Raw genomic sequence first — 20,283 nt, forward strand, 5'->3', positions numbered from 1 at the left:
TCTCTCTGCATGAGCAGCGTTAAAAGCCCAATGATTGGGGTCGTCGGTGGTGGTCAGTTGGCTCAGATGTTGGCGCAAGCAGCAAAAAGACGCGCTGTGGATGTTGTCGTGCAGTCTGGATCTGCAATTGATCCCGCTGCTGTTGAAGCAACTCGACTTGTCTTGGCCGACCCAGTGGATGTAGAAGCTACTGGCAAGCTCGTGCAGGGCTGTTGTGGCGTCACGTTTGAGAACGAATGGGTCGATATTGAAGCTCTGATTCCCCTTGAACAACAAGGGGTGTGTTTTTCTCCGTCTCTTACTGCGCTTGCTCCATTGGTCGACAAAATCTCGCAGCGTCAGTTGCTTGGTGAGCTAGATCTTCCTAGCCCTGATTGGACTTTGCTGAGTTCGATTTCTTTTGCTCAGCCAGAGCTTCCTAGGGAGTGGAACTTTCCGGTGATGGCCAAGTCAAGTCGGTGGGGATATGACGGCAAAGGAACCAAGGTTCTCAAGAGTGTCGAGGATTTATCGCAACTTCTGCGCTCAGTGGATCCAGCTCAATGGCTGCTTGAGAGCTGGGTGTCGTTCGAAAAGGAATTAGCCATTGTTGTTAGTCGGGATGCTCAGGGCCGTGTTCGTAGCCTGCCTCTTGCTGAGACTCATCAGTTCCAACAGGTGTGTGATTGGGTGATTGCACCTGCGAGTGTTGATCATGCTGTGGAAATGATGGCCTACAACATGGCAGCGTCTCTTCTAACAGAGCTCAATTACGTGGGCGTGCTTGCTGTTGAATTTTTCTACGGACCAGACGGACTACAGGTCAATGAAGTTGCACCTCGCACTCATAATTCCGCACATTTTTCGATCGAAGCCTGCAGCAGCAGCCAGTTTGATCAACAACTTTGTATCGCGGCGGGCTTGCCAGTGCCTGAAACCCATCTCCATGCACCTGGCGCCTTAATGGTGAATCTTCTAGGTTTGCAAAAAGGGGCTGAGTCCTCTCTAGATGAGCGCCTAGCGAAGCTGCGCAGTTGTGATCGCTTCCATTTGCACTGGTATGGAAAAGATTGTGAAACTCCAGGCCGCAAGCTCGGTCATGTGACCGTGCTGCTTAATGGTGTTGATGCGCCCAGCCGTCAGCTCGAGGCGGAAACAGCCTTAAAGCACATTCGCTCAATTTGGCCGACGCAGGACACCGTTTGCGCTTAAATTCTGCTTGAACTGCTGTGTTGGTGACGGCCTTTTTCTAGTGCTCTGATCTGACTCTCTTTCGATTTGGGGAGGCTGTCGTGAAGGTGACGTAGACCGGACTTGCTTCCGGAAACGAAGCCCCACTTTGCTTCCCCTTCTGGTTCTTCCAGGTCGAACACTGGGGCTCGCACGGCATGGCGGTTCACCTCTTTTGAACGCCTGGACGACTGTGATTAAGTCGTTTCAATAATGACCCTTCGTCCAATTTTGTGACAACAAAAACCTCCTGAGCTGAGCTGCCAAGTCTGGCAACCAGTTTGAAACCACCCTTGATCGGCGTTGTAATTCTCAGGCGAAGTTCTGGACAATGACCTTTGACGCGTCGAATGACGGCTGGTGTAATCGTTTGAATGTTCTTCTCCTCTGCAAGGGCCTTCAACCATGGAATTAGACCCTCTACGTAGGTGCTGTGCGTGATTACAACTCGACCCATCGCAACTTTTTCGTGTAATTGATCGAAACTAGCCAAAGTCTCAAGGTGAAAGCAGCTCTGTCTAAGACGCGATACTTAAATCCTATATTTTTGCTTGCGGTGGTTTCGATCCCAGGCATTCTACTTTTACTCCCAGGTCAAGGCCCTCCCTGCAAGGTTCATGATGAATAGATCAAGCGTTGTCTATCCACCCTGGCGAGGTTGTATTCAATGTTCCCCAGAGGGGTCTAACCCTTTTAATCGAGACTATAGGTGAATTTTATTTTTCCCACTCTTGCTAGGATCTTCATTCAAAGTTCAGATATATTCTGGGTACATTGTTAATCCAAAAGTCAAGGATTGTTCTTCTTTGAGAAATCCCTCGATAACTATATTACGAATTAGTTTGTAGGCTGGATTCAGCTTTTGCTTACCAAAGTCAGTATTTTGAGCTCAGAGAGTTTTGTTTGTTTGACTATTTTGAAAACTATCGAGCATGAGTCGTGGGGCCATTAGAACATTGTAATATTGAGATTTTTACAAATGAGTCTTTGCTGATTTTCTTTGTATTTATTGATGGAAGTTGAACTGTCTATGTTCTTTAGGCTGTCGACCCTTTTCATTTTGTATCAGGACCTGTTCCTTTTAAGTTGATTAATCGTGATTTTTATATTAACGCTTCAAAGGTTTTGTTCAATGCACATTCACCTAGGCATTGAGCGCTGAATGTTTTTGCTCTTGCTGCTCGAAAAGCCTTTTGTCAGTCTTGCAAAAAGCAACAAGTTCATTGTGCTGTATTGAAGGTTGATCAGCTTTGCCTTGTTTCAGCACCGTTCAAGTGGTGCCATTGTTAGCCCCTCCCCAGACAGTTGCTGGTGGTAGAGCTCGGCCTGCTCAAGTGGACCACACCAGACTTCTGCTGAACCTTGACCGTCGATTTGATGCGCAAGATTCCAGGCTCTCTCCTCGCTCATGCCTGGAATGATCCTTCGCAGACAATCAACGACGTGCTGAAAGGTGTTTACATCATCGTTCAGCACGATCACTCGAGCTTGTGGATACCTCTGAGTTTGCTTGGCACGTTCAAGAAGTGGCGTAGTACCAGGAGTCGCGAACGTCATGACTGATGAAGGCTTTGACGTGTAAAATGGTTGAAGCCTTACCAGGCTAAGTCAATCTGATTTGCGTCTTCTATGTTGTTCACTCTCGCCTGGGCCTCACTGGCGGCTGTGTTCAGTTTCTCTATCGCCATGGTCGTGTGGGGACGTAATGGCGACGGTACACTGAACTTCTGAGGTGCCTGAGGCTTTCCAAAGCCTAGGGAGCAATCAGCTTCTCGCCGGAGCAGCTGTCATCCTTTTGGCCTTTGTGACCATTTCGGTTATTTATCTTTCAGTCGTTGATCGGCTAGATCGTCGTCGTCGCAAAAAGACAAATGAGAAAGTTTGATCCCCAGCTGCCATAGGTAAAGGGCGATTGGATGTCTCAGCATTCCCTAGGCCTCTTAAGGCTGAAGAAGATTGTCTACATCCCTTGTCGCTTTCCTGTCAGTTCGGCTGGAATTTGCTCGCTGCTTTTAATCCCAACGATCGTTCTCCTGCTTTTAAAGGGGCATTTGTCATCTAGCCGCACAGAACGGTTAGGGACACTTGCTCGCTTGATGACAGAGATGACTTTGATCCAGAGTTTTCGAGGAGATCCGCAAGGCCAAGCCCCGCGTCTATGGCAGGACCGTCTTGGCATGAACCTGGCCAAGGACCTTTGGCGACGTCAGGGTCGGGGTCTCTGGTGGCAGGCGTGGGCAAATGATGGCGAGGCTTATTTGCTTTTGCCAGAGATCCTTTGGCCGATCAGTGTTAATTCAAGCATTGCTTTTAAGCGTCTTGATGATGTGGTTGTCATCGCTTCAGATGGCTTGCATCGTCAACAGCTACTTCAAAGCCTTGGCGAAGGGTTTGTCCATTCTTCTGCTGCTCAATCGTCTTTACAGCGTTTTTGCAATTCTGTTCTACAACATGGGCCAGCGGTGAGCTGGAGTCCCGATGGCTTGGCTTCAGTGAGTGGAGCAATGGCACCTCTTTTGCAGATTTCACGTTATGGATGTTTGTCACTGCGATTGGATCGTAATCAACTCAAATGGCAAGGAGTTGTTGGTTATCGCCCTTTTGGTTTAGCTCCAGTTGGCATTGATGCCAGCCCTTTTCAGTATCGCCCTATGGCGATCAAATCGCCAGGTAGACCTGATTCAGATCAGGCTCTCCTGAATATGCAAGTGAAGAGTATGGACTTGCTTTTTGGCAGTTTGCTTTCGAAGCAGATTATTCAGGATTCCCTTGATAAGAACTATGGCATTAATCAGCAATTAGGGTTGAGACTTGCATCGTTACCACTTGATCTTAGCTTAGCCAAGCAACGTAAAGGGCCTTTTCAAGCCAGCATTCAAATCCAACTTGATCTACCAGAGGGCTCCTCACGATGGCAACCAGTTATCGATACTGTTAGTCAACGTCTGGAAGCACGAAACTTCATTAAAGAAGATAACTCTGTTGTCAAAAATGATCAAAATACTGACGCTGACTTCTATGGACTTACGCTCTGGAGACAACCTTACTCGGATGGTGAGAGAGTTGTTGGTGGATGGGTTTGGCAAAAACAAAATGGAAAACCTACTCGTGTTGGTATTGCTATTGGCGACTCACCAATGCTCACTGAGATCTCTAATAAAACTATCAACCTAGTCAATCCTGATGTTATGAAAATGTCCGCTGATACAGCTGGATTGTATCGTTTAGGTTTACTTAATGGATCCTGGCCAGCCCCAGTTAAACAGGCTAAGTTTTTAACGATGAACCTAAGTTATTTGCGGGGTGCCAAACTCAAAAAAACAGACTGGTGGTGGATGTCAGGTCAGCTGATATTGGAACAAGCTTCAACCCCCTGAGACATTTGCTCTGATGATCCAGTGTTGAGTTTTGCAGATTCATTTTGTTCCCGTTTGCGACGTTCAGATTCTAGAATTTGTTCAGTTAGTTCTACAGCCTGGGCCATCTTCTCGAGGTTGGACTTGTAGAGGTTCAGATCTTTTTCAACTCTGGCTTTGGAGAATCCAACTGATTCACTTAGTTCATGGGCGATTTGGCTTAGTTTTTCGGGATCAGATGATTCATCACCTTGGGCAGATGCGAGAAGGCTGAGCAACCCCACGGCCATTAGGCGTGAGTAATGAAAAGTGGTGCTGCCAGTATTACGCAATGCCTTGGCGAGAGCTTCAGGAGCCCCTTTGCCTTGTTGTTGGATCCAGCCTTGGACCTCCTCAAGATCGTGACCCCGGACCGACTCAAGAGTTTGTTGGGCCTGCTTGCGCAAAGCATTTGGGTCGAAGCCGCAGCTTCGACATAGGGCATCGAACAACGTCTTGACGTGAGCTTCTGGTCGGTAACCACGCGTGAAGACATCAAAAACTTGGCTAAGGCCAATAGCAAAGAGTGCGTCTGGGTGGAAATGCTTCTGGTGGCTCAGGAGATGCAGCTCGACAAGTAGTTCATCAGTTGTACGTCTGTACAGCGAGGGGATGACATGAGGGAAATCATGATTAAACGCACGTTTGCTGTCAGCAATGGTCTTTCGGTCACTCAAGTGCTTGGCCCGACCTTTTCGCACCTGACCATAGCGCTGCTACGGCGCCGTTAAGATCGTGAAAACCGAGCAGAGCAGCATGATCCCGATTGTGATTGAAGAGTCGGGCCGCGGGGAAAGGGCCTTCGATATTTATTCGCGCCTTTTGCGTGAACGGATCATCTTTCTTGGCGAGCCTGTGACAAGTGATTCGGCAAATCGAATTGTTGCTCAGATGTTGTTCTTGGAGGCGGAAGATCCTGAAAAAGATATCTATTTGTATATCAATTCACCAGGAGGTTCAGTATATGATGGCCTCGGAATATTTGACACAATGCAGCATGTCAAGCCAGATGTTCAAACAGTATGTGTAGGGCTTGCAGCAAGTATGGGAGCGTTCCTCCTCTGCGCTGGGGCAATGGGTAAACGCAGCAGTTTGCAACATTCTAGAATTATGATTCATCAGCCGCTTGGTGGTGCCAGAGGGCAAGCGAGTGATATTCGTATTCAGGCTGATGAGATTCTCTTCCTAAAGGATCGATTGAACCGAGTATTAGCAGATCGTACAGGTCAACCTCTAGAGAGAATTCAAGAAGATACCGATCGAGATTTTTTCATGTCTCCCGCAGAAGCTGTTGGCTATGGACTTGTCGATAGTGTGATCGATAAGCGTCCGGTTCATTCAGTCAATTGACAAGGCTGCCTTGTGATAGGAAAGTATTGCAAGCCAAAAGAGTTTCTAATAGATAGTTATCAATCCATTAATCCTGAAGGAACTGATTGACTTGTTTGTAATTACGAAAACATTTATCAAGCTTCATCTTGGTGTCAAAATTGTTTTTATTCTAAAATTAAAGATTAAATCTTAAAGCGAATGGGCATGGATTGTCAGGATCCATTCGCTGATGCTTGATTTCCTGGATGATTATTATTTAACTGCTAGTTCTATTAGCTCTGGAGGATAGGTATGCTTCTTTCCTTCTCTGGAACAGATGTAAACTCTGCTACTACTGAAACAAATTCTTCTCCGTCTATGGTTTCCTTTTCGATGAGGATTTCAACGAGTCTATCCATAGCTTCCCGATGTTGCTTGACGATTTTTACAGTTTCGCTATAGCAATGCTTAACCATTTCCCGAACTGCCTCATCTATTTGGCGGGATATTGCATCTGAAATCTCGCTTCGAGTCATCAGGTCTCGTCCAATAAATACTTCTTGATTTCCGCTCTCCAGAGAGACTGGCCCTAAATCGCTCATGCCAAAACGTGTCACCATTTGGCGTGCCATGGATGCTACCTGCTGGATGTCTCCCCCTGCACCTGTTGTGATCTCTGCATCGCCAAAAACAACATCTTCTGCTGCTCTGCCTCCTAGTGCTCCCATGATTCGAGCCTTGAGTTGGGCTCGAGTCACCAGCATTTGCTCTTCATCTGGAGCAAACCATGTAAGCCCCTGAGCCTGACCTCGTGGTATCAGAGTCACTTTTTGGACAGGGTCATGATCTTTAACTAATGTTCCGATTAGCGCATGTCCAACTTCGTGGTAAGCGATCAATCTCTTGCTACGTCCATCAGTGAGTGGGCGCCCTTCCATGCCTGCGATGATTCTGTCAACGGCATCGTCAATTTCATCAAGGCTGATAGCCTTTTTACGACGTCTAGCCGTGAGGATTGCCGCCTCATTAAGTAGGTTGGCAAGATCTGCCCCGGTAAATCCAGGTGTCCTTCGGGCTACATTCTTTAAGGAAAGATCTTCTTCAAGTTTCTTGTCACGTGCATGCACTTCAAGAATTGCAAGTCGTCCTTTGATGTCTGGTGCATCCACACTGACTTGCCTGTCAAAACGCCCTGGTCGCATCAGCGCAGAATCCAGTACATCTGGGCGGTTTGTTGCTGCAATAATGATGATCCCGCTATTACCTTCAAATCCGTCCATTTCTGTTAACAGTTGGTTTAGAGTTTGTTCTCGTTCATCATTCCCGCCACCTATTCCGGCACCACGTTGTCGGCCTACGGCATCAATTTCATCAATAAAGATTAGGCAGGGTGTGTTCTCTTTTGCCCGTTTGAATAAATCTCGGACTCGACTCGCGCCGACACCAACGAACATCTCTACAAATTCCGAACCAGAAAGTGAGAAGAAGGGAACACCTGCTTCTCCTGCAATTGCTTTGGCAAGCAGTGTTTTGCCAGTGCCTGGAGGCCCTACCAGCAGAACACCTCTTGGGATTTGAGCACCTACCGAGGTGAAGCGTTCGGGTTTCTTCAGGAATGTCACCACTTCCTCAAGATCCTGTTTTGCTTCAGTTACTCCTGCAACATCATCGAATTTGACTCCAGTTTCAGCTTCCATTGCGAAGCGGGCTTTTGTCTTGCCAAACTGCATTGCCTGCCCTGGGCCTCCAGGCATTGAGCTTGATCGACGGGCCAGCAGAATTAGGCCGCCAATGAGGAGTAGCGGGAAGAGGAGATTGCCTAATAAGCCAAGCGCCGGAGGAGTGGTACGAGCAGGATGAATATCGAAACTGATCCCCTCGCTCTTGAGTGTGTTGATTAGCTCCGGAGCAAGACCGGGGAGATCAACTCTTAGCCGTTGTACGCGATTGTCGAGTTCGGGATCTACGGCTTCCACTACTGCATTCCGTCCACCGTCGTAAATATCCACGGCGGTGACTCTTCCTGCTTCCACATAGTCGAGGAAGCGGCCGTAGCTCATCCGAGTAACCGCAGCATTACGCGGAGCGAGAGTTGCGTTACTCGGCTGCTCTCCTGTGAGCTTGCCATTTCCTAAAATTTGCCAGGCGAGCAGCAAGGCAACACCGATGGGCAGCAGCCAGAGAGCAATGAGACGCCAGCGTTGATTCATCTGCTAGAGGATGGTTCACTGACTGTAACGGTGTCGATGGTTAGATCGTTGGCTGCTAGATCCTCTTCTGGCACCATCTTTCTGAGCTTTTGAGCTCAGATTCCCACTTGCGCTTTTAGATGCTGCTTTGAGCAACCAACATCTTTGAGCCAAAAACCGTTTTGTTTTTTCCAGAAAGGACGCGTTGGTTGATTGAGTTATCAATCCCATGCAACCCGCTTTGCTTGCGTTGGGCGCTTGACCTCATTGTTTTCGTAGCAGGGGAGTTGTGATTGCTACCCCTTTTTTGATTTGCCTATTCTCTGAAAATCAAAAAGGTTTTACAGGCGTCGCAGGGCAACGATTGGGTCAAGTCTTGCTGCACGTCTGGCGGGCAAAACACCAAAGATCAAACCAATTGATCCAGAGAGACTAACGGTGATTAGAACGACGCTTATTCCGATTGCTGCCGGGAGAGGGGTCAAAACTCCGATTGTTGTGACGGCACCAACACCTACAGCTGTGCCAATGACGCCACCAAAGCTTGCAAGAACGAGTGACTCGATTAGGAATTGGCTCAATACATCGCTATTGCGAGCTCCTAGGGCCTTTCTTAGTCCGATTTCCTCAGTACGTTCACTGACCGCAACCAGCATGATATTCATGATTCCGATTCCTCCTACTAGCAGCGATATCCCTCCGATTGCTGCCAACATGAGGGTTAGTCCTCCGGTGATTGTGTTGACGATGCTGAGGGCATCTTTCTGTGATCGAACTGCAAAGTCGTCATCTCTCAGGATTCGATGTCGTTGACGGAGCAGGTTGGTGATCTGGAATTTTGCTGCCCCCGTGCTTTCTTCATTCTTGGCTTCCACACTGATAAAACTAAGGCTGACGCCATAGGTTGGATCTCTGCCTGTGATCCGGCTAACCATTGTTGTGAGTGGAATGTACGCGTTTTCATCTTGATTGTTTCCAAACACCGCTCCTTTAGGAGCCATTACACCGATTACTTCAAATGATTGATCCTTAATTCGTAGAGTCTTACCGACTGCAGCACTCGTTGGAAAGAGTTTGTTGACAAGGTCGGGACCAATCACAACCACATTGCGTGCGCTACGAAGATCTAGATCACTAAAAAATCTTCCACGGGCTACTTCGAAGTTGCGCACTGGTAGAAACGATGGGGTCACCCCAGAGATTGAACTCGTAGCACTTTGGGCACCCGCTTGAATCACCTCACTTGAGCTGATCTGTGGTGCAACTTCTTTCACGCTTGGAACTTGCTCAGCGATTGCATCTGAATCTTCGATGACGAGATTTCGCGGGAAGGCCACACCGCGACGACGAGTGTCGTTGTTGCCAGGCACCACAAACAACACATTGGCGCCCAGGTTGCTTAGTTGAGCCTCAGCCAGATTCTGAGCCCCCCTGCCAACCCCTACCAGGGTGATGACAGAAGCATTGCCGATCACAATGCCGAGCATTGTCAGGAGACTACGTAGGCGATTGGCTTTTAGGGTTGAGAACGCCATGCTCACCGTTTCGATGAGCGGAAGTGAGCTATTCATGAGCCCTCAGTCCATTGAGTCGAGCTTCATTGGCAGCTTGCCGCCTGTGCCGCGATGAACTTTGCCATTACTGAGCTGCATTGTTACCACCTCTCCTTCAAGCAGGTTTCTCGTGGCATGTGCTATCCCAATGATGAACGGAATCCCTAGGCGTTTTGAGATCATTTCTGCGTGGTATTCCTCTCCTTCTTGTTCTGTAATCACTCCTGCAGACTTTCTGATTGCATCGAGATAGTCATCGCTTGTTTCATGAATGACCAGAATCTCGCCTGGTTCAATTTTTGTTGAGTCGTTTGGGGAGAAAGCAAATCTGACCTTGCCGCTAACGGTTCCATTGCCAATACCGATCCCTTGGCCAAGTACTGCACTGACAATTCCTACTTTGACAAGATCTGTGGACCCGCTCACGCCAGCAAGGGTTCCTGCAGTTTGAATTGTTAGATCTCCTTCTTTGAGAAGACCCAATTCCTGGGCAACAGCAATTGCAGCACTGAAGGTTGCAGTGGTACTTTTTTGGGTTGGGACAAGCAGTGGGGTAACACCCCATGCCAATTGAAGTTTTCTTGCTACAGCCAATTCGTTGGTTACGGCCAAAATTGGTGCTGCTGGGCGGAATTTACTGACGTTGTGAGCAGTTGCACCACTTTCAGTTAGTGGCACGATTGCTGCCGCGTTGAGATGACTGGCGATGCTGCTTACGGCTGAACTAATCGCGTTGGAAATGGTGCTGGCCAGATAAGTTTCGATTGGACGCTGTGGATAGTCCCGTTCAATCCGTCTGGCAATGGTGGCCATCGTTTGAACCGCCTCCACTGGATAGTCTCCTACAGCGGTTTCGTTCGAGAGCATCACTGCATCAGTACCATCAAGGATCGCATTTGCTACATCACTGACTTCTGCTCTGGTGGGCCTCGGGCTTGAGGCCATCGAGTCGAGCATCTGGGTGGCTGTGATGATTGGAATTCCAAGGCTGTTGGCCTTGCGAATCAAATCCTTTTGCAGTAATGGCACTTCTTCGGCTGGCATCTCAACGCCTAAGTCCCCCCTTGCAACCATGACTCCATCACAGAGAGGAAGGATTGAATCGATTTGATCAATTGCCTCAAATTTCTCGATCTTCGCGATCACTGGGGTGCTGTGCCCATGATCGCGGATGAGTTTACGGATCTCTTTCATGTCCGAAGGGTTTCGCACAAAGCTCAGTGCGACCCAGTCCACCCCTTGCTGGAGGCCAAAGGCGAGATCTTGGCGATCTTTCTCTGTAAGGGCGCGAACCGAAAGCTGTACATCAGGGAAATTCACTCCCTTGTTATTTGAGAGCACCCCTCCCACCGTGACGATGCAGTGCAAGGTTTGTTCGCTTTGATCGATTTTTAAGACTTTCATCTCCACTCGACCGTCATCAAGCAAGATTCGGCTGCCGGTCGTGACTTCGTCTGCAAGCTTGTCGTAAGTGACGGTTGCCACTGACTGATTGCATTGAACTTGTTTGGAGGTCAGTGCGAAGGAATCGCCATTGGCCAGAGTGATAGGCCCCTTATCAAAACGACCTAGGCGAATTTTGGGGCCTTGCAAGTCTTGAAGAATGCCGATGTGCATTCCCAATTCATCAGAAACCTGACGGATGGTGGAGATGCGCTTGGCGTGCTCGTCATGGTCGCCGTGTGAGAAGTTCAGCCGGAAGGTGGTAGCACCTACCTCAACGAGTTCTCGGATTCGTTCGGCGCTCTCGGTTGCCGGACCTATGGTGGCAACAATTTTGGTCCGTCGTGTCAGATCAATCTGGGCCATCAACGGGACCTGAAACATCGCGGAAACTACCATCCAGGCCTCAAAACGTAGTTATTGACAGCGTTGCCAATGATTTTCTATGGACATTAATCATTACCAGCATGGAGCTCGAGCTACGGCCCGCTATCCGAATGTGGGTCAGAACCCGATTTATCCAACCCTTGGGCTCACAGGTGAGGCAGGTGAAGTCGCGGACAAGGTCAAGAAGGTCCTTCGCGATCAACAAGGTGTTTTTGACCTGGATACGCGCCAAGCAATCAAGCTTGAGTTGGGAGATGTGCTTTGGTATGTAGCCCAGTTGGCTAGTGAGCTGGGTTTTGATTTAGAAGATGTGGCTCAAGCCAATCTCGATAAGCTGGCTAGCAGGGCATCACGTGGCCAGATCTCAGGAAGTGGTGATCAACGATGAAGGAGAATTTTTTGCAAAGCTCCATCTTCAAGGTAGTGCTCACTGCAGTTTTACTGGTTTTTAATCTGGTTTTCAGTGATCAAGCCTTAGCGGCAACCCTCAGTGTGGATCAGTTGAGTATCGATGCTTGTGATCAAAAGGATCCAGGTGCGCAGCCCATTCTGGCTAGGCCTATCGGCGCCAGTTGCTATGTGCTTTCAGGTCAGGTGACCAATCCAGGCAACTCTGCCGTGATTGATAGCGATGTTTTTGCTCAGATCTTGGATCCAAGTGGTGAACCTGTTTTGCCAAACCGCGCTCGGGTTGGTTCTATTGGCGACGTGCAACCCGGGTCAAGTATTTTTGCAGTGCGGTTGGCGATTCCGGCAGGAACTCCAGACCCTTTACAAGTGAAGGGGGCAAAGGTAAAGGGATTCAAGGCTCCTGTTCGTACTCGTGCTGGAGACGATGATGAGCTGCTTCCGCTTGAACAGGCTGTAGACCCTGGTCTTTTATGGGGAACCAAGGCAGTGATCCCTTCGGAACAACCGCTAGATCAGCTGTAATAGCTCATTCCAGCATTAAAAGCGAGTTGAGACGTGTTTGTAAGCAATCCCTGCATGATTTGCAGGGCAAATATTGCCAGGATCGCAGAGAGATCTATGCCACCTATGGGAGGAATCAAACCTCGGAAGATATTGAGGTATGGGTCAGTGATTGAGCTGATGCTGCTTAGTATTGGATTTGACCAGTCGACATTGGGAAACCAGGTCAGCAGTATGCGGACGATCAGTACGAACGAATAAATCCCAATTGCCTGGACGAGCACTTGTATAACCTCGGACAGGATTTCCAGCGCGTTCATGGAGTCACTCAAGCTTCTATAGAACTCTATGCAACCTGAGAAGGTTCGGCTGAACCTAAATCAGGAAGTACTGAGAAGGTTCGATGGAACTTTTCAGAGAGCGTGAGCCAATAAGACCTGCCCTCGCTCTGTCGTTTGCGTTCGATGAAGTTCTGTGCAACGAGTTCTTTGATGTGGTCGTAGGCGCCTGACCCCCGTATATCGATCAGCTCTGATTGAAGAATTCTTTTTTTCAGGGCAATGGTGGCAAGGGTTCTGAGTGTTGCTATGGAAAGATCAACGGGTAAAAGGTTGTGGACCAGCTCGCCAAGGCCTGGACACAATTGAAGGCTATATCGACCATTGTTCTCTTGGATCTCTAAGGCTGTATCTCGCTGTGCATAGCCTGCCGTCAGCGCAAGTAGCGCTTGCTCAATCAGTTCTTCAGTCTCATTGGCTAGCTCTGCCATCTCTTTGAGCGTTACAGGGCGACCCTTCAAATAAAGAATGGCCTCTAAACGTGCTGGTAAGGAGAAGCTGGAGACCTCATCCCTCTCTTGAGCTGGGGAATCGGTGGCCATGGCAGGCCCTGGTATGGAATATGCCAAGTTACCGCGATCAAAAGGTCTGTGCACCCAGAAATAAGCAGTAGGCGGGGTTGTTTGTTTCTTCCCAGTTTGGGTAGCCCAGATCTTCAAGAAAGCGCTGCCAATCGTCCATTTCGTTGTCCTGAACCAACACACCTACAACGATCCTGCCGACATCTGCTCCGTGATTGCGGTAGTGGAAGATGCTGATACTCCATTCAGGGTGAAGGGCACTAACAAAGGTCATAAGAGCTCCTGGTCGCTCAGGGAACTCAAAGCGATAGAGCAGTTCGCGACATCCATCTCGGCAAAGGGTTTTGGCTGAGGCAGGAAGCCGACCACCCACCATGTGACGAAGGTGTCCTTTGGTGAGCTCGTCGTTGCTGAGATCAAGGCATGCGAATCCTGACGACTGCAGTCGCGTTAAAAGCTTGGTTCGATCATCCAGGTCTAAAACCTGTACCCCGATGAATATTTGAGCTCTATCCCCTTCTGCCATTCGGTAACTGAATTCGGTGAGATTTTTCCCTGCTAGGACATTGCAGAGCTTTCGCAGGCTGCCTGCCTGCTCTGGGATTTCCACAGCGAGTATTGCTTCCCTTTCTTCCCCTAGCTCTGCTCTTTCGGCGACAAAACGAAGTCGTTCAAAGTTCATGTTTGCGCCACAGGCCACGGCCACAAGAGTGCGGTCTTGAAGATCACGTTTGGCGATATCTGCCTTCATGCCAGCAATTGCCAGCGCGCCAGCTGGTTCAAGAATTGAGCGGGTATCTTCAAAAACATCTTTGATCGCTGCACAGATTTCATCAGTGCTTACCGTCACCATCGCGTCTACGTGCATCTGGGCTAATGAGAAGGTGAGTTTGCCTACTTGACGTACAGCGACTCCGTCGGCAAATAGGCCAACATTGGGCAGCTGAATACGTTCACCAGCCTCAAGAGAGAGCTTCATTGCTGCAGCGTCGTAGGGCTCGACACCGATAATTTCGACTTGCGGCCACAAGCTTTTGACATAGGTGGCAATCCCTCCGATCAGTCCGCCACCGCCAACTGCGACATAGATTGCATCTGGTGGATCTTGGATCTGGCGCAGGATTTCTAGAGCAATCGTCCCTTGCCCAGCAATCACCTCTGGATCATCAAACGGGTGGATAAACGTGAGTCCATCTTTTTCACTGCGACGCATGGCCTCTTGATAGGCCTCGTCGTAGGTCTCTCCATGAAGTGCGACTTCAGCGCCAAGAGCACGGACAGCCCGTACCTTCATTTCGGGTGTGGTGATAGGCATCACAATCACAGCTCTGCAATTGAGATAAGAGGCGCTCAGTGCCACTCCCTGAGCGTGGTTTCCAGCACTTGAAGCAATCACGCCACGCTGCAACTCTTCTTTGCTGAGAAGGGACATGCGGTTATACGCACCACGCAGCTTGAATGAGAAGACTGGCTGTAGGTCCTCACGTTTCAACCAGATCTTGTTGTGAAGACGGCGACTGAGGTTTTTGGCCAGTTCCAGGGGGGTTTCATGGGCTACGTCATAGACACGTGCCCTCAGAATCCTCTGTAGATAATCGTCCATCACGACAGTCTTGCAATATTCAGATCCGTCAACTGTTTGCACTTGCCAGGGTTGCTTTCGTCGTTCTATAGCTGAGAAGACCTAGATTGAATGGGTTGGAGTGGGACAGGAACGCGAATGCGTCTGAGCGAGTTAACCCATCCGAATCAGCTTCATGGCTTGAGCATTGCCGAGCTTGAGGATGTAGCACGTCAGATACGGGAACGCCATCTTGAGGTGGTGTCCACCAGTGGAGGTCATTTGGGGCCTGGGCTGGGTGTTGTTGAACTCACCCTTGCTCTTTATCAAACTCTTGATCTAGATCATGATCGAGTTGTATGGGACGTTGGCCATCAGGCTTATCCTCACAAACTGATTACTGGCCGATATGGCGACTTCAATACCTTGCGTCAGCAGGGTGGTGTCGCTGGCTATCTGAAGCGTTGTGAAAGTTCTTTCGATCATTTTGGTGCCGGCCATGCCAGCACCTCGATATCAGCGGCACTCGGCATGGCCGTTGCTCGTGAGCGTCGTGGTGAATCGTTCAAATGCGTAGCTGTAATTGGTGATGGGGCTCTTACTGGCGGCATAGCACTAGAAGCGATTAATCATGCCGGCCATATGCCCAATACACCTTTTCTGGTTGTTCTCAACGACAACGACATGTCGATTTCTCCGCCAGTCGGAGCGTTGTCGACTCATCTAAACCGCATGCGCCACAGTGCGCCTGTGCAGTTCATCTCGGATAGCGTCGAGGAGAGGGTCAAGAGTCTGCCTTTCATGGGAGGAGAACTGCCTGCCGAACTCGACCTGCTCAAGGGCAGTATGCGCCGATTATCCGTGCCGAAGGTAGGGGCTGTTTTTGAGGAGCTTGGCTTCACCTACATGGGCCCAATTGATGGCCATGACATTGAACGCATGGTTCGAACCTTTGAGACGGCTCATAAAGTTGGTGGACCTGTACTTGTTCATGTTGTTACGACTAAAGGCAAGGGCTATCCCTATGCCGAAGCAGATCAAGTTGGCTATCACGCACAATCAGCGTTTGATCTAAGTACTGGTAAAGCTCTTCCCTCAAAAGGAAAGAAACCACCGAGTTACAGCAAAGTGTTTGGCGAGACGCTCATCAAGCTTTGTCAGCAGGACAGCACTGTCGTTGGGATCACAGCCGCGATGGCCACAGGTACTGGCCTTGACCTCCTACAAAAGGCTGTCCCTGAGCAATACATCGATGTAGGTATCGCTGAACAGCATGCCGTAACTCTTGCGGCTGGGATGGCTTGTGAGGGGCTCAAGCCTGTGCTGGCGATTTACAGCACATTCCTGCAGCGCGCCTTCGACCAGTTGATTCACGACGTGGGGATTCAGAACCTGCCAGTGACCTTTGTGATGGATCGCGCAGGCATTGTTGGCGCTGATGGACCGACCCATCAGGGTCAATACGACATCAGTTATTTCCGCGCTATTCCTAATTTCACCGTGATGGCGCCCAAGGATGAGGCTGAACTTCAACGCATGTTGGTGACATGTCTTCAACATCAAGGCCCTACAGCTCTCCGTATTCCAAGAGGATCAGGAGAGGGAGTACCTCTGCTTGATGAAGGCTGGGAGCCTTTGGCAATTGGTCGAGGAGAAGTTCTTTGTGAAGGTGATGATCTTTTAATCGTTGCTTATGGAGTGATGGTGCCTGCAGCAATGATCACAGCTCAGCTGTTGCAGGAAGCAGGTGTTAAGGCCACTGTGATCAATGCTCGCTTTCTAAGACCACTTGATCAAGCCTTGATTCATCCGTTAGCCCGTCGTATCGGTCGTGTCGTCACGATGGAGGAGGGTGCACTTGCGGGTGGTTTTGGTGCAGCTGTGGTTGAGTCCCTTAGTGATCAAGATGTCTTGGTGCCAACGTTCCGAATTGGAATCCCTGATCAATTGGTAGACCATGCCAGTCCCCAACAGAGTCGTGAAGCGCTGGGGCTCACACCAACACAGATGTCTGAACGAATTCAAGAACACTTTTGCTTGAATTCGAAGCCTTCTCTTGTAGGGCAGGAAGCACGGCAGGCCCTGTCAACCTGATCAATTGACTGTTTTGGTGGCAGGTGCAGGGCCAGCAGGGGCTCGGCTTGCACAACGACTTGCTAGCCAGGGGATTGCGGTAACTCTTGTTGAACGCTTAAGAGAAGCCAATCAAAATGCTTTTTCTAGTGCTGCCATCCCTATCCAGGCGGTGTCTGATCTCTGCATTCCTGCTGAAGCAATTGCCAGCCATTGGAATGGCTGGCAATTGGTGGATCCAGATGGAATTCAACATCAATGGTGGTCTCAAGATGACCTTGGTGTGGTTCTCAACTTCGGCTCGCTACGTCACCAGCTCTGGCAGCAAGCTATAGAAGCAGGTGTTGAATTTTTATTGGGTTGGAGAGTTCATTCCGTTCTTACGGTCAATGACGGCGCAAACGTTGAATTGATTGGTCCAAATGGCTTGTGTCAAACAAGGAGAGTGAGCTGGGTGGTAGATGCCACAGGTCATCGCCGCCTTTTATTGGGTTCAACTGCAGGATCCAAGTTTTCTGATACCGATTGCATGCTTGAAGGTGCTGGCGTTGAGTGGATCCTGCAGGGTGATCAAAAAACAACAGCTCACTGGCGTGACCGGGTTTGTTTTTTTTTGGGATGCCAGTGGATTCAACATGGTTATGGCTGGATTTTTCCCATGGCTGGTAATCAGTTGAAGGTAGGAGTTTGCCGTCTGCCTCCTCCACTGAAGGAGTGCCTCGAACCGATGAGCAGCATCTTGAACCGCCTGCTTGTCAAGAACCAGCTTGATCAGCTACCAGTTATCGATAGACATGGCGGAATCTTGCGCAGCAGCTTAAGGCGCAGTGAAGCTCACGTTGTTGGCAGGATTGTTGGAGTTGGCGACGCTATTAGTACTGCCAATTTGCTTGGCGGAGAAGGCATCCGTCATGCTCTCGTTAGTGCAGAGGTGCTTACTCCTTTGCTTGTTGAAGCCTGCTGTCATCCATCCAGTTCAAATCAAGACAAAGACAACATGGTCTTGATGCAATTTGAACGGCTCCTGCGTCTTCGTTTGGGTTGGCGCTGGAATCTTTCAGGTCGCTTGGCAAAGCGAACATGGTGGGGTTTGTGCGATCAAAAAGGCGATCGACGCTTGTCAGGTTTGATTAATGGGCTGTCAATGCGAGTCAGCGCTGAAGATCTGAGCCGATTGTTGTTCGAATACCGCTTTGAGCGCTACGGACTCCGTCTTCTTCCTTATTTAATGGGCTGGCGATGAATTCGCCAGCCCTAGTGCTGTTCAGAGAACGCCGCGTGAAGCTAATCCGAGGATTGTGCCCATGCCAAGGATGTGGCCTAAGCATTGGGATCCGACAACGGAGGCGTGGCTCATGCCTCCATAGAATTTGTTATTAGGCATGTCGAAGCCTTCATTTTGGTGTTCGATGTTGGCCTTAGCAATGACAAATGCGAGCACGTTGCAAGCGATCATCACCATGCCCACCGCAGGCGACCAGGTGAATGTGGAAGGAGCAGCTGCAGCCAGGAGGTGCGTGAACATTTAGACCGTGGAAGCGACGCCTTATTGTCCGACATTGATAGGAGTTCTTGGCATACAAGCCATACCTCTTAAGAGTTTTTCACCACCTGTTGCTGGCCAGCACGAATAAATCCCAAAACCACGAGGGCATCGCTTAGCACTAGAAAGGCTTCTGCCGCCCCATGGAAAGCATCAACTTCAACCAGCTCAAGTCCATAAATTTGATCAGCCAGGATCGAAAAAATGATTGTCATAAACACAAAAAGAAGAGTAAGCCGGAATCCCCAGATGGATAGTCGTGGCAAGCTCTTGCTCTGTTGAGCCCACCGCAGGAAACCGAGATAGGGAATTAAAGAAAGGCCATATAGAGGACCTGGGTCCATCTCAATGAGGGAGTTCAGAATCTCAGTAGAAGTGGCAAAAATCATGATTTCTGTCGTTCTGAACGCACCAAATTCCAGGTGGCTGCGGCCAAACAGCAGTTGCCAATCAGAGTCAGCCACGCTTGGAGCACAACAATTCCACTAAGGGCTTTGCTGTTGTCAAAAATATGCCAGGTGATGGCTGTCATTGCACTCACCAAGTTGGGGAGCATTGCTAGAGCCAACCATGACATTGCCCTGTTTTGGTTCCTTTTCCCCCATTGCACCACCAGCACAATCGCAAGCATCCATTCGAACAAGGATGCGAGGTGGATCCACCATGTGCCTAGAGATAGGGCGTGCACGTGATTCGCTCGATGGCAGCAGCCTAGGGAGGCTTGGTCGCCGTTAATGTTTGATGCAGCTATTGCTTGGCTATGGCAGTTCAGGCAAAGCAAAGCAAGGCAGTGCTGTTATGCGGCTACTACGGCGAGCACAACCTTGGCGATGATGCTCTTTTGCAGGTTTTACTTCAGGAGCTTCCCTCACGTTTGCAGCCTTGGATCACGGCAAATGATTCAAATGTGATTAAGGGTTTAGCTCCGAAGGCTCAAGTCATAAACCGACGCTCATTGCTGGGGAGCATTAGGGCACTTTTTCAAGTTCAGGGTTTGATTCTTGGTGGTGGCAGCTTGCTGCAGGACAGCACGAGTTTTAAGAGCCTGATCTACTACTTGATCTTGATTGTGATAGCCCAACAACGTGGCGTTCCTGTTGTGCTTTGGGGGCAGGGCCTGGGGCCATTCCGTTATCGCTTAAGTCGATGGATGGTTAGGAGAGTCTTACGCAGGGTGCAGGCGATCAGCTGGAGAGATCCAGACTCTTTTGAACTTGCTCAGCAATGGTGCCTACCCTCTCCGATGCTGATGGCACCAGATCCAGTTTGGCAGCTTCCCTCTAGGAGCTGGGAGGGTGGCCAAGCAGTTGTGCTCTGTTGGCGTTCCACCTCAATGCTTGATCGCTTTGGCTGGCAGCATTTGCTCCAAGCCCTTGAGATGATCCTTAGAGATATTGATGCTCCAGTTCATTGGCTTGCTTTTCATCAACGTCAGGATGACGAGCTATTCCGAACACTAGATAGACAAGGATTGATCAGTTCCAGCTTGAGATCAAGAAGTCATTCCTTTGCATTTGATTCACCAACAGAGGTTATGAATCAGTTCACGATGGCCAGATTGGTGCTCCCCATGCGACTGCATGCACTAATTCTGGCCCAATTGGCTGGTAGTCCCACAGTGGCACTCAGCTACGACCCGAAGGTCTCATCTGCAGCTTTGATGGCAAATGTGCCCTTTACTGATTTGCAATCGTTGCCTGACATTCGTTTGCTTGCTGGACTATGGAGGCAGGTCTTAGATGTTCCTCCTAACCTTGGAAAGATCGAAGCAATCCGCAAAAAAGCTTCTCAACACAGTAAGATAATAGACAGGGTCTTTGATTAACCTTCAAGTTTCAGTTTCACTTC

Annotated in this window: 22 protein-coding genes and 1 other RNA gene; 11 read left to right on the plus strand and 12 right to left on the minus strand. The window is 49.4% G+C overall.

Going from position 1 to position 20,283, the window contains the following annotated elements; genetic code table 11:
• Window positions 1-9 precede the first annotated feature (9 nt).
• Both SIB80_RS07185 and ssrS read left to right on the plus strand, forming a co-directional pair.
• Entirely contained in the window at window positions 10-1,191 is a 1,182-nt protein-coding gene (locus tag SIB80_RS07185; protein ID WP_236066095.1) for a 5-(carboxyamino)imidazole ribonucleotide synthase, read from the plus strand.
• A 6-nt stretch (window positions 1,192-1,197) separates the two neighbouring features.
• A non-coding RNA gene (ssrS, locus tag SIB80_RS07190) (6S RNA) lies at window positions 1,198-1,381 on the plus strand.
• On the opposite strand, the gene SIB80_RS07195 is transcribed toward ssrS, so the two are convergent.
• Window positions 1,376-1,666: a DUF2103 domain-containing protein gene (locus tag SIB80_RS07195; RefSeq protein WP_041384963.1), complete on the minus strand. Its 291-nt coding sequence runs from the start codon at window positions 1,664-1,666 to the stop codon at window positions 1,376-1,378. The two genes, ssrS and SIB80_RS07195, sit on opposite strands and share 6 nt — an antisense overlap.
• Window positions 1,667-2,469: 803 nt before the next feature.
• Window positions 2,470-2,766: an ATP-dependent Clp protease adapter ClpS gene (gene clpS, locus SIB80_RS07200; RefSeq protein WP_011130051.1), complete on the minus strand. Its 297-nt coding sequence runs from the start codon at window positions 2,764-2,766 to the stop codon at window positions 2,470-2,472.
• Between the two features lie 72 nt (window positions 2,767-2,838).
• Here clpS and petN point away from each other — a divergent pair, with 72 nt between their 5' ends.
• The 3 genes from petN to SIB80_RS07215 all read left to right on the plus strand — a co-directional run bounded on the left by petN (window position 2,839) and on the right by SIB80_RS07215 (window position 4,586).
• On the plus strand, window positions 2,839-2,940 hold the full coding sequence (petN, locus tag SIB80_RS07205) for a cytochrome b6-f complex subunit PetN (protein WP_006041398.1): 102 nt from the start codon (window positions 2,839-2,841) through the stop codon (window positions 2,938-2,940).
• Between the two features lies 1 nt (window position 2,941).
• Entirely contained in the window at window positions 2,942-3,094 is a 153-nt protein-coding gene (locus SIB80_RS07210) for a hypothetical protein (protein ID WP_167523912.1), read from the plus strand.
• Window positions 3,095-3,314: 220 nt separating this feature from the next.
• The gene (locus tag SIB80_RS07215) at window positions 3,315-4,586 is read left to right on the plus strand and encodes a hypothetical protein (RefSeq protein WP_240953020.1); all 1,272 of its coding nucleotides are present in this window, start codon (window positions 3,315-3,317) and stop codon (window positions 4,584-4,586) included.
• Here SIB80_RS07215 and psb29 read toward each other — a convergent pair.
• Window positions 4,553-5,281 carry a photosystem II biogenesis protein Psp29 gene (psb29, locus tag SIB80_RS07220; RefSeq protein ID WP_063420349.1) on the minus strand — a complete coding sequence of 243 codons (729 nt, stop codon included), beginning with the start codon at window positions 5,279-5,281 and terminating at the stop codon, window positions 4,553-4,555. The two genes, SIB80_RS07215 and psb29, sit on opposite strands and share 34 nt — an antisense overlap.
• Window positions 5,282-5,339: 58 nt before the next feature.
• On the opposite strand from psb29, the gene clpP reads away from it, so the two are divergent.
• Window positions 5,340-5,954 (plus strand): ATP-dependent Clp endopeptidase proteolytic subunit ClpP, encoded by a 615-nt coding sequence (gene clpP, locus SIB80_RS07225; RefSeq protein WP_071818070.1) that lies wholly within the window; start codon window positions 5,340-5,342, stop codon window positions 5,952-5,954.
• Window positions 5,955-6,208: 254 nt separating this feature from the next.
• On the opposite strand, the gene ftsH is transcribed toward clpP, so the two are convergent.
• From ftsH to pyk, 3 genes are all read right to left on the minus strand, one after another.
• Window positions 6,209-8,125 carry an ATP-dependent zinc metalloprotease FtsH gene (gene ftsH, locus SIB80_RS07230; protein WP_063420185.1) on the minus strand — a complete coding sequence of 639 codons (1,917 nt, stop codon included), beginning with the start codon at window positions 8,123-8,125 and terminating at the stop codon, window positions 6,209-6,211.
• 320 nt (window positions 8,126-8,445) lie between these two features.
• Window positions 8,446-9,675 (minus strand): ABC transporter permease, encoded by a 1,230-nt coding sequence (locus SIB80_RS07235; protein ID WP_063420186.1) that lies wholly within the window; start codon window positions 9,673-9,675, stop codon window positions 8,446-8,448.
• Window positions 9,676-9,681: 6 nt separating this feature from the next.
• Window positions 9,682-11,466, minus strand: a complete 1,785-nt coding sequence (gene pyk / locus SIB80_RS07240) for a pyruvate kinase (protein ID WP_063420350.1) — start codon at window positions 11,464-11,466, stop codon at window positions 9,682-9,684.
• A gap of 79 nt (window positions 11,467-11,545) precedes the next feature.
• On the opposite strand from pyk, the gene SIB80_RS07245 reads away from it, so the two are divergent.
• Entirely contained in the window at window positions 11,546-11,875 is a 330-nt protein-coding gene (locus tag SIB80_RS07245) for a nucleoside triphosphate pyrophosphohydrolase family protein (protein WP_011130058.1), read from the plus strand.
• The gene (locus tag SIB80_RS07250; RefSeq protein ID WP_063420187.1) at window positions 11,872-12,420 is read left to right on the plus strand and encodes a hypothetical protein; all 549 of its coding nucleotides are present in this window, start codon (window positions 11,872-11,874) and stop codon (window positions 12,418-12,420) included. The genes SIB80_RS07245 and SIB80_RS07250 overlap by 4 nt, the downstream gene beginning before the upstream one ends.
• On the opposite strand, the gene SIB80_RS07255 is transcribed toward SIB80_RS07250, so the two are convergent.
• From SIB80_RS07255 to ilvA, 3 genes are read right to left on the minus strand one after another with little or no spacing between them, the layout of a single operon-like run.
• Window positions 12,411-12,719, minus strand: coding sequence for a YggT family protein (locus SIB80_RS07255; RefSeq protein WP_231901311.1), 309 nt, complete (start codon window positions 12,717-12,719; stop codon window positions 12,411-12,413). The genes SIB80_RS07250 and SIB80_RS07255 overlap by 10 nt on opposite strands.
• 26 nt (window positions 12,720-12,745) lie before the next feature.
• Complete coding sequence (scpB, locus tag SIB80_RS07260; protein WP_063403949.1) at window positions 12,746-13,279, minus strand: SMC-Scp complex subunit ScpB; 534 nt, start codon at window positions 13,277-13,279, stop codon at window positions 12,746-12,748.
• Window positions 13,280-13,316: 37 nt separating this feature from the next.
• A complete protein-coding gene (ilvA, locus tag SIB80_RS07265) occupies window positions 13,317-14,861 on the minus strand; it encodes a threonine ammonia-lyase, biosynthetic (protein WP_063420188.1) in 1,545 nt (514 codons plus the stop codon).
• Between the two features lie 117 nt (window positions 14,862-14,978).
• On the opposite strand from ilvA, the gene dxs reads away from it, so the two are divergent.
• Both dxs and SIB80_RS07275 read left to right on the plus strand, forming a co-directional pair.
• Entirely contained in the window at window positions 14,979-16,913 is a 1,935-nt protein-coding gene (gene dxs / locus SIB80_RS07270) for a 1-deoxy-D-xylulose-5-phosphate synthase (protein WP_063420189.1), read from the plus strand.
• A 4-nt stretch (window positions 16,914-16,917) separates the two neighbouring features.
• Window positions 16,918-18,135, plus strand: a complete 1,218-nt coding sequence (locus tag SIB80_RS07275; protein WP_063420190.1) for an NAD(P)/FAD-dependent oxidoreductase — start codon at window positions 16,918-16,920, stop codon at window positions 18,133-18,135.
• Window positions 18,136-18,156: 21 nt separating this feature from the next.
• Here the strand turns inward: SIB80_RS07275 and psaK are convergent, their stop codons facing one another.
• The 3 genes from psaK to SIB80_RS07290 form a co-directional block, all read right to left on the minus strand.
• Window positions 18,157-18,417, minus strand: a complete 261-nt coding sequence (gene psaK, locus SIB80_RS07280) for a photosystem I reaction center subunit PsaK (protein WP_011130065.1) — start codon at window positions 18,415-18,417, stop codon at window positions 18,157-18,159.
• A 68-nt stretch (window positions 18,418-18,485) separates the two neighbouring features.
• Window positions 18,486-18,824 carry a DUF3593 domain-containing protein gene (locus SIB80_RS07285; protein ID WP_063420191.1) on the minus strand — a complete coding sequence of 113 codons (339 nt, stop codon included), beginning with the start codon at window positions 18,822-18,824 and terminating at the stop codon, window positions 18,486-18,488.
• On the minus strand, window positions 18,821-19,123 hold the full coding sequence (locus tag SIB80_RS07290; RefSeq protein WP_063400473.1) for a DUF2499 domain-containing protein: 303 nt from the start codon (window positions 19,121-19,123) through the stop codon (window positions 18,821-18,823). The genes SIB80_RS07285 and SIB80_RS07290 overlap by 4 nt, the downstream gene beginning before the upstream one ends.
• Before the next feature lie 72 nt (window positions 19,124-19,195).
• Between SIB80_RS07290 and csaB the strand changes: the two genes are divergently transcribed.
• The gene (gene csaB / locus SIB80_RS07295) at window positions 19,196-20,260 is read left to right on the plus strand and encodes a polysaccharide pyruvyl transferase CsaB (RefSeq protein WP_063420192.1); all 1,065 of its coding nucleotides are present in this window, start codon (window positions 19,196-19,198) and stop codon (window positions 20,258-20,260) included.
• The last annotated feature ends 23 nt before the right edge of the window (window positions 20,261-20,283 follow it).

Source organism: Prochlorococcus sp. MIT 1327 (assembly GCF_047304785.1).
Taxonomy (GTDB): domain Bacteria; phylum Cyanobacteriota; class Cyanobacteriia; order PCC-6307; family Cyanobiaceae; genus Prochlorococcus; species Prochlorococcus marinus_D.

Bases quoted from the DNA above. Each gene is read 5' to 3' on its own strand.
- scpB (WP_063403949.1), bottom strand. From the start codon at position 13,279: ATGGCCACCGATTCCCCAGCTCAAGAGAGGGATGAGGTCTCCAGCTTC.
- csaB (WP_063420192.1), top strand. From the start codon at position 19,196: ATGGCAGTTCAGGCAAAGCAAAGCAAGGCAGTGCTGTTATGCGGCTAC.
- petN (WP_006041398.1), top strand. From the start codon at position 2,839: ATGTTGTTCACTCTCGCCTGGGCCTCACTGGCGGCTGTGTTCAGTTTC.
- ftsH (WP_063420185.1), bottom strand. From the start codon at position 8,125: ATGAATCAACGCTGGCGTCTCATTGCTCTCTGGCTGCTGCCCATCGGT.
- dxs (WP_063420189.1), top strand. From the start codon at position 14,979: ATGCGTCTGAGCGAGTTAACCCATCCGAATCAGCTTCATGGCTTGAGC.
- pyk (WP_063420350.1), bottom strand. From the start codon at position 11,466: ATGGCCCAGATTGATCTGACACGACGGACCAAAATTGTTGCCACCATA.
- psaK (WP_011130065.1), bottom strand. From the start codon at position 18,417: ATGTTCACGCACCTCCTGGCTGCAGCTGCTCCTTCCACATTCACCTGG.
- SIB80_RS07285 (WP_063420191.1), bottom strand. From the start codon at position 18,824: ATGATTTTTGCCACTTCTACTGAGATTCTGAACTCCCTCATTGAGATG.
- SIB80_RS07185 (WP_236066095.1), top strand. From the start codon at position 10: ATGAGCAGCGTTAAAAGCCCAATGATTGGGGTCGTCGGTGGTGGTCAG.
- SIB80_RS07255 (WP_231901311.1), bottom strand. From the start codon at position 12,719: ATGAACGCGCTGGAAATCCTGTCCGAGGTTATACAAGTGCTCGTCCAG.
- SIB80_RS07235 (WP_063420186.1), bottom strand. From the start codon at position 9,675: ATGAATAGCTCACTTCCGCTCATCGAAACGGTGAGCATGGCGTTCTCA.
- SIB80_RS07250 (WP_063420187.1), top strand. From the start codon at position 11,872: ATGAAGGAGAATTTTTTGCAAAGCTCCATCTTCAAGGTAGTGCTCACT.
- SIB80_RS07195 (WP_041384963.1), bottom strand. From the start codon at position 1,666: ATGGGTCGAGTTGTAATCACGCACAGCACCTACGTAGAGGGTCTAATT.
- SIB80_RS07215 (WP_240953020.1), top strand. From the start codon at position 3,315: ATGACTTTGATCCAGAGTTTTCGAGGAGATCCGCAAGGCCAAGCCCCG.
- SIB80_RS07245 (WP_011130058.1), top strand. From the start codon at position 11,546: ATGGACATTAATCATTACCAGCATGGAGCTCGAGCTACGGCCCGCTAT.
- ilvA (WP_063420188.1), bottom strand. From the start codon at position 14,861: ATGGACGATTATCTACAGAGGATTCTGAGGGCACGTGTCTATGACGTA.
- clpS (WP_011130051.1), bottom strand. From the start codon at position 2,766: ATGACGTTCGCGACTCCTGGTACTACGCCACTTCTTGAACGTGCCAAG.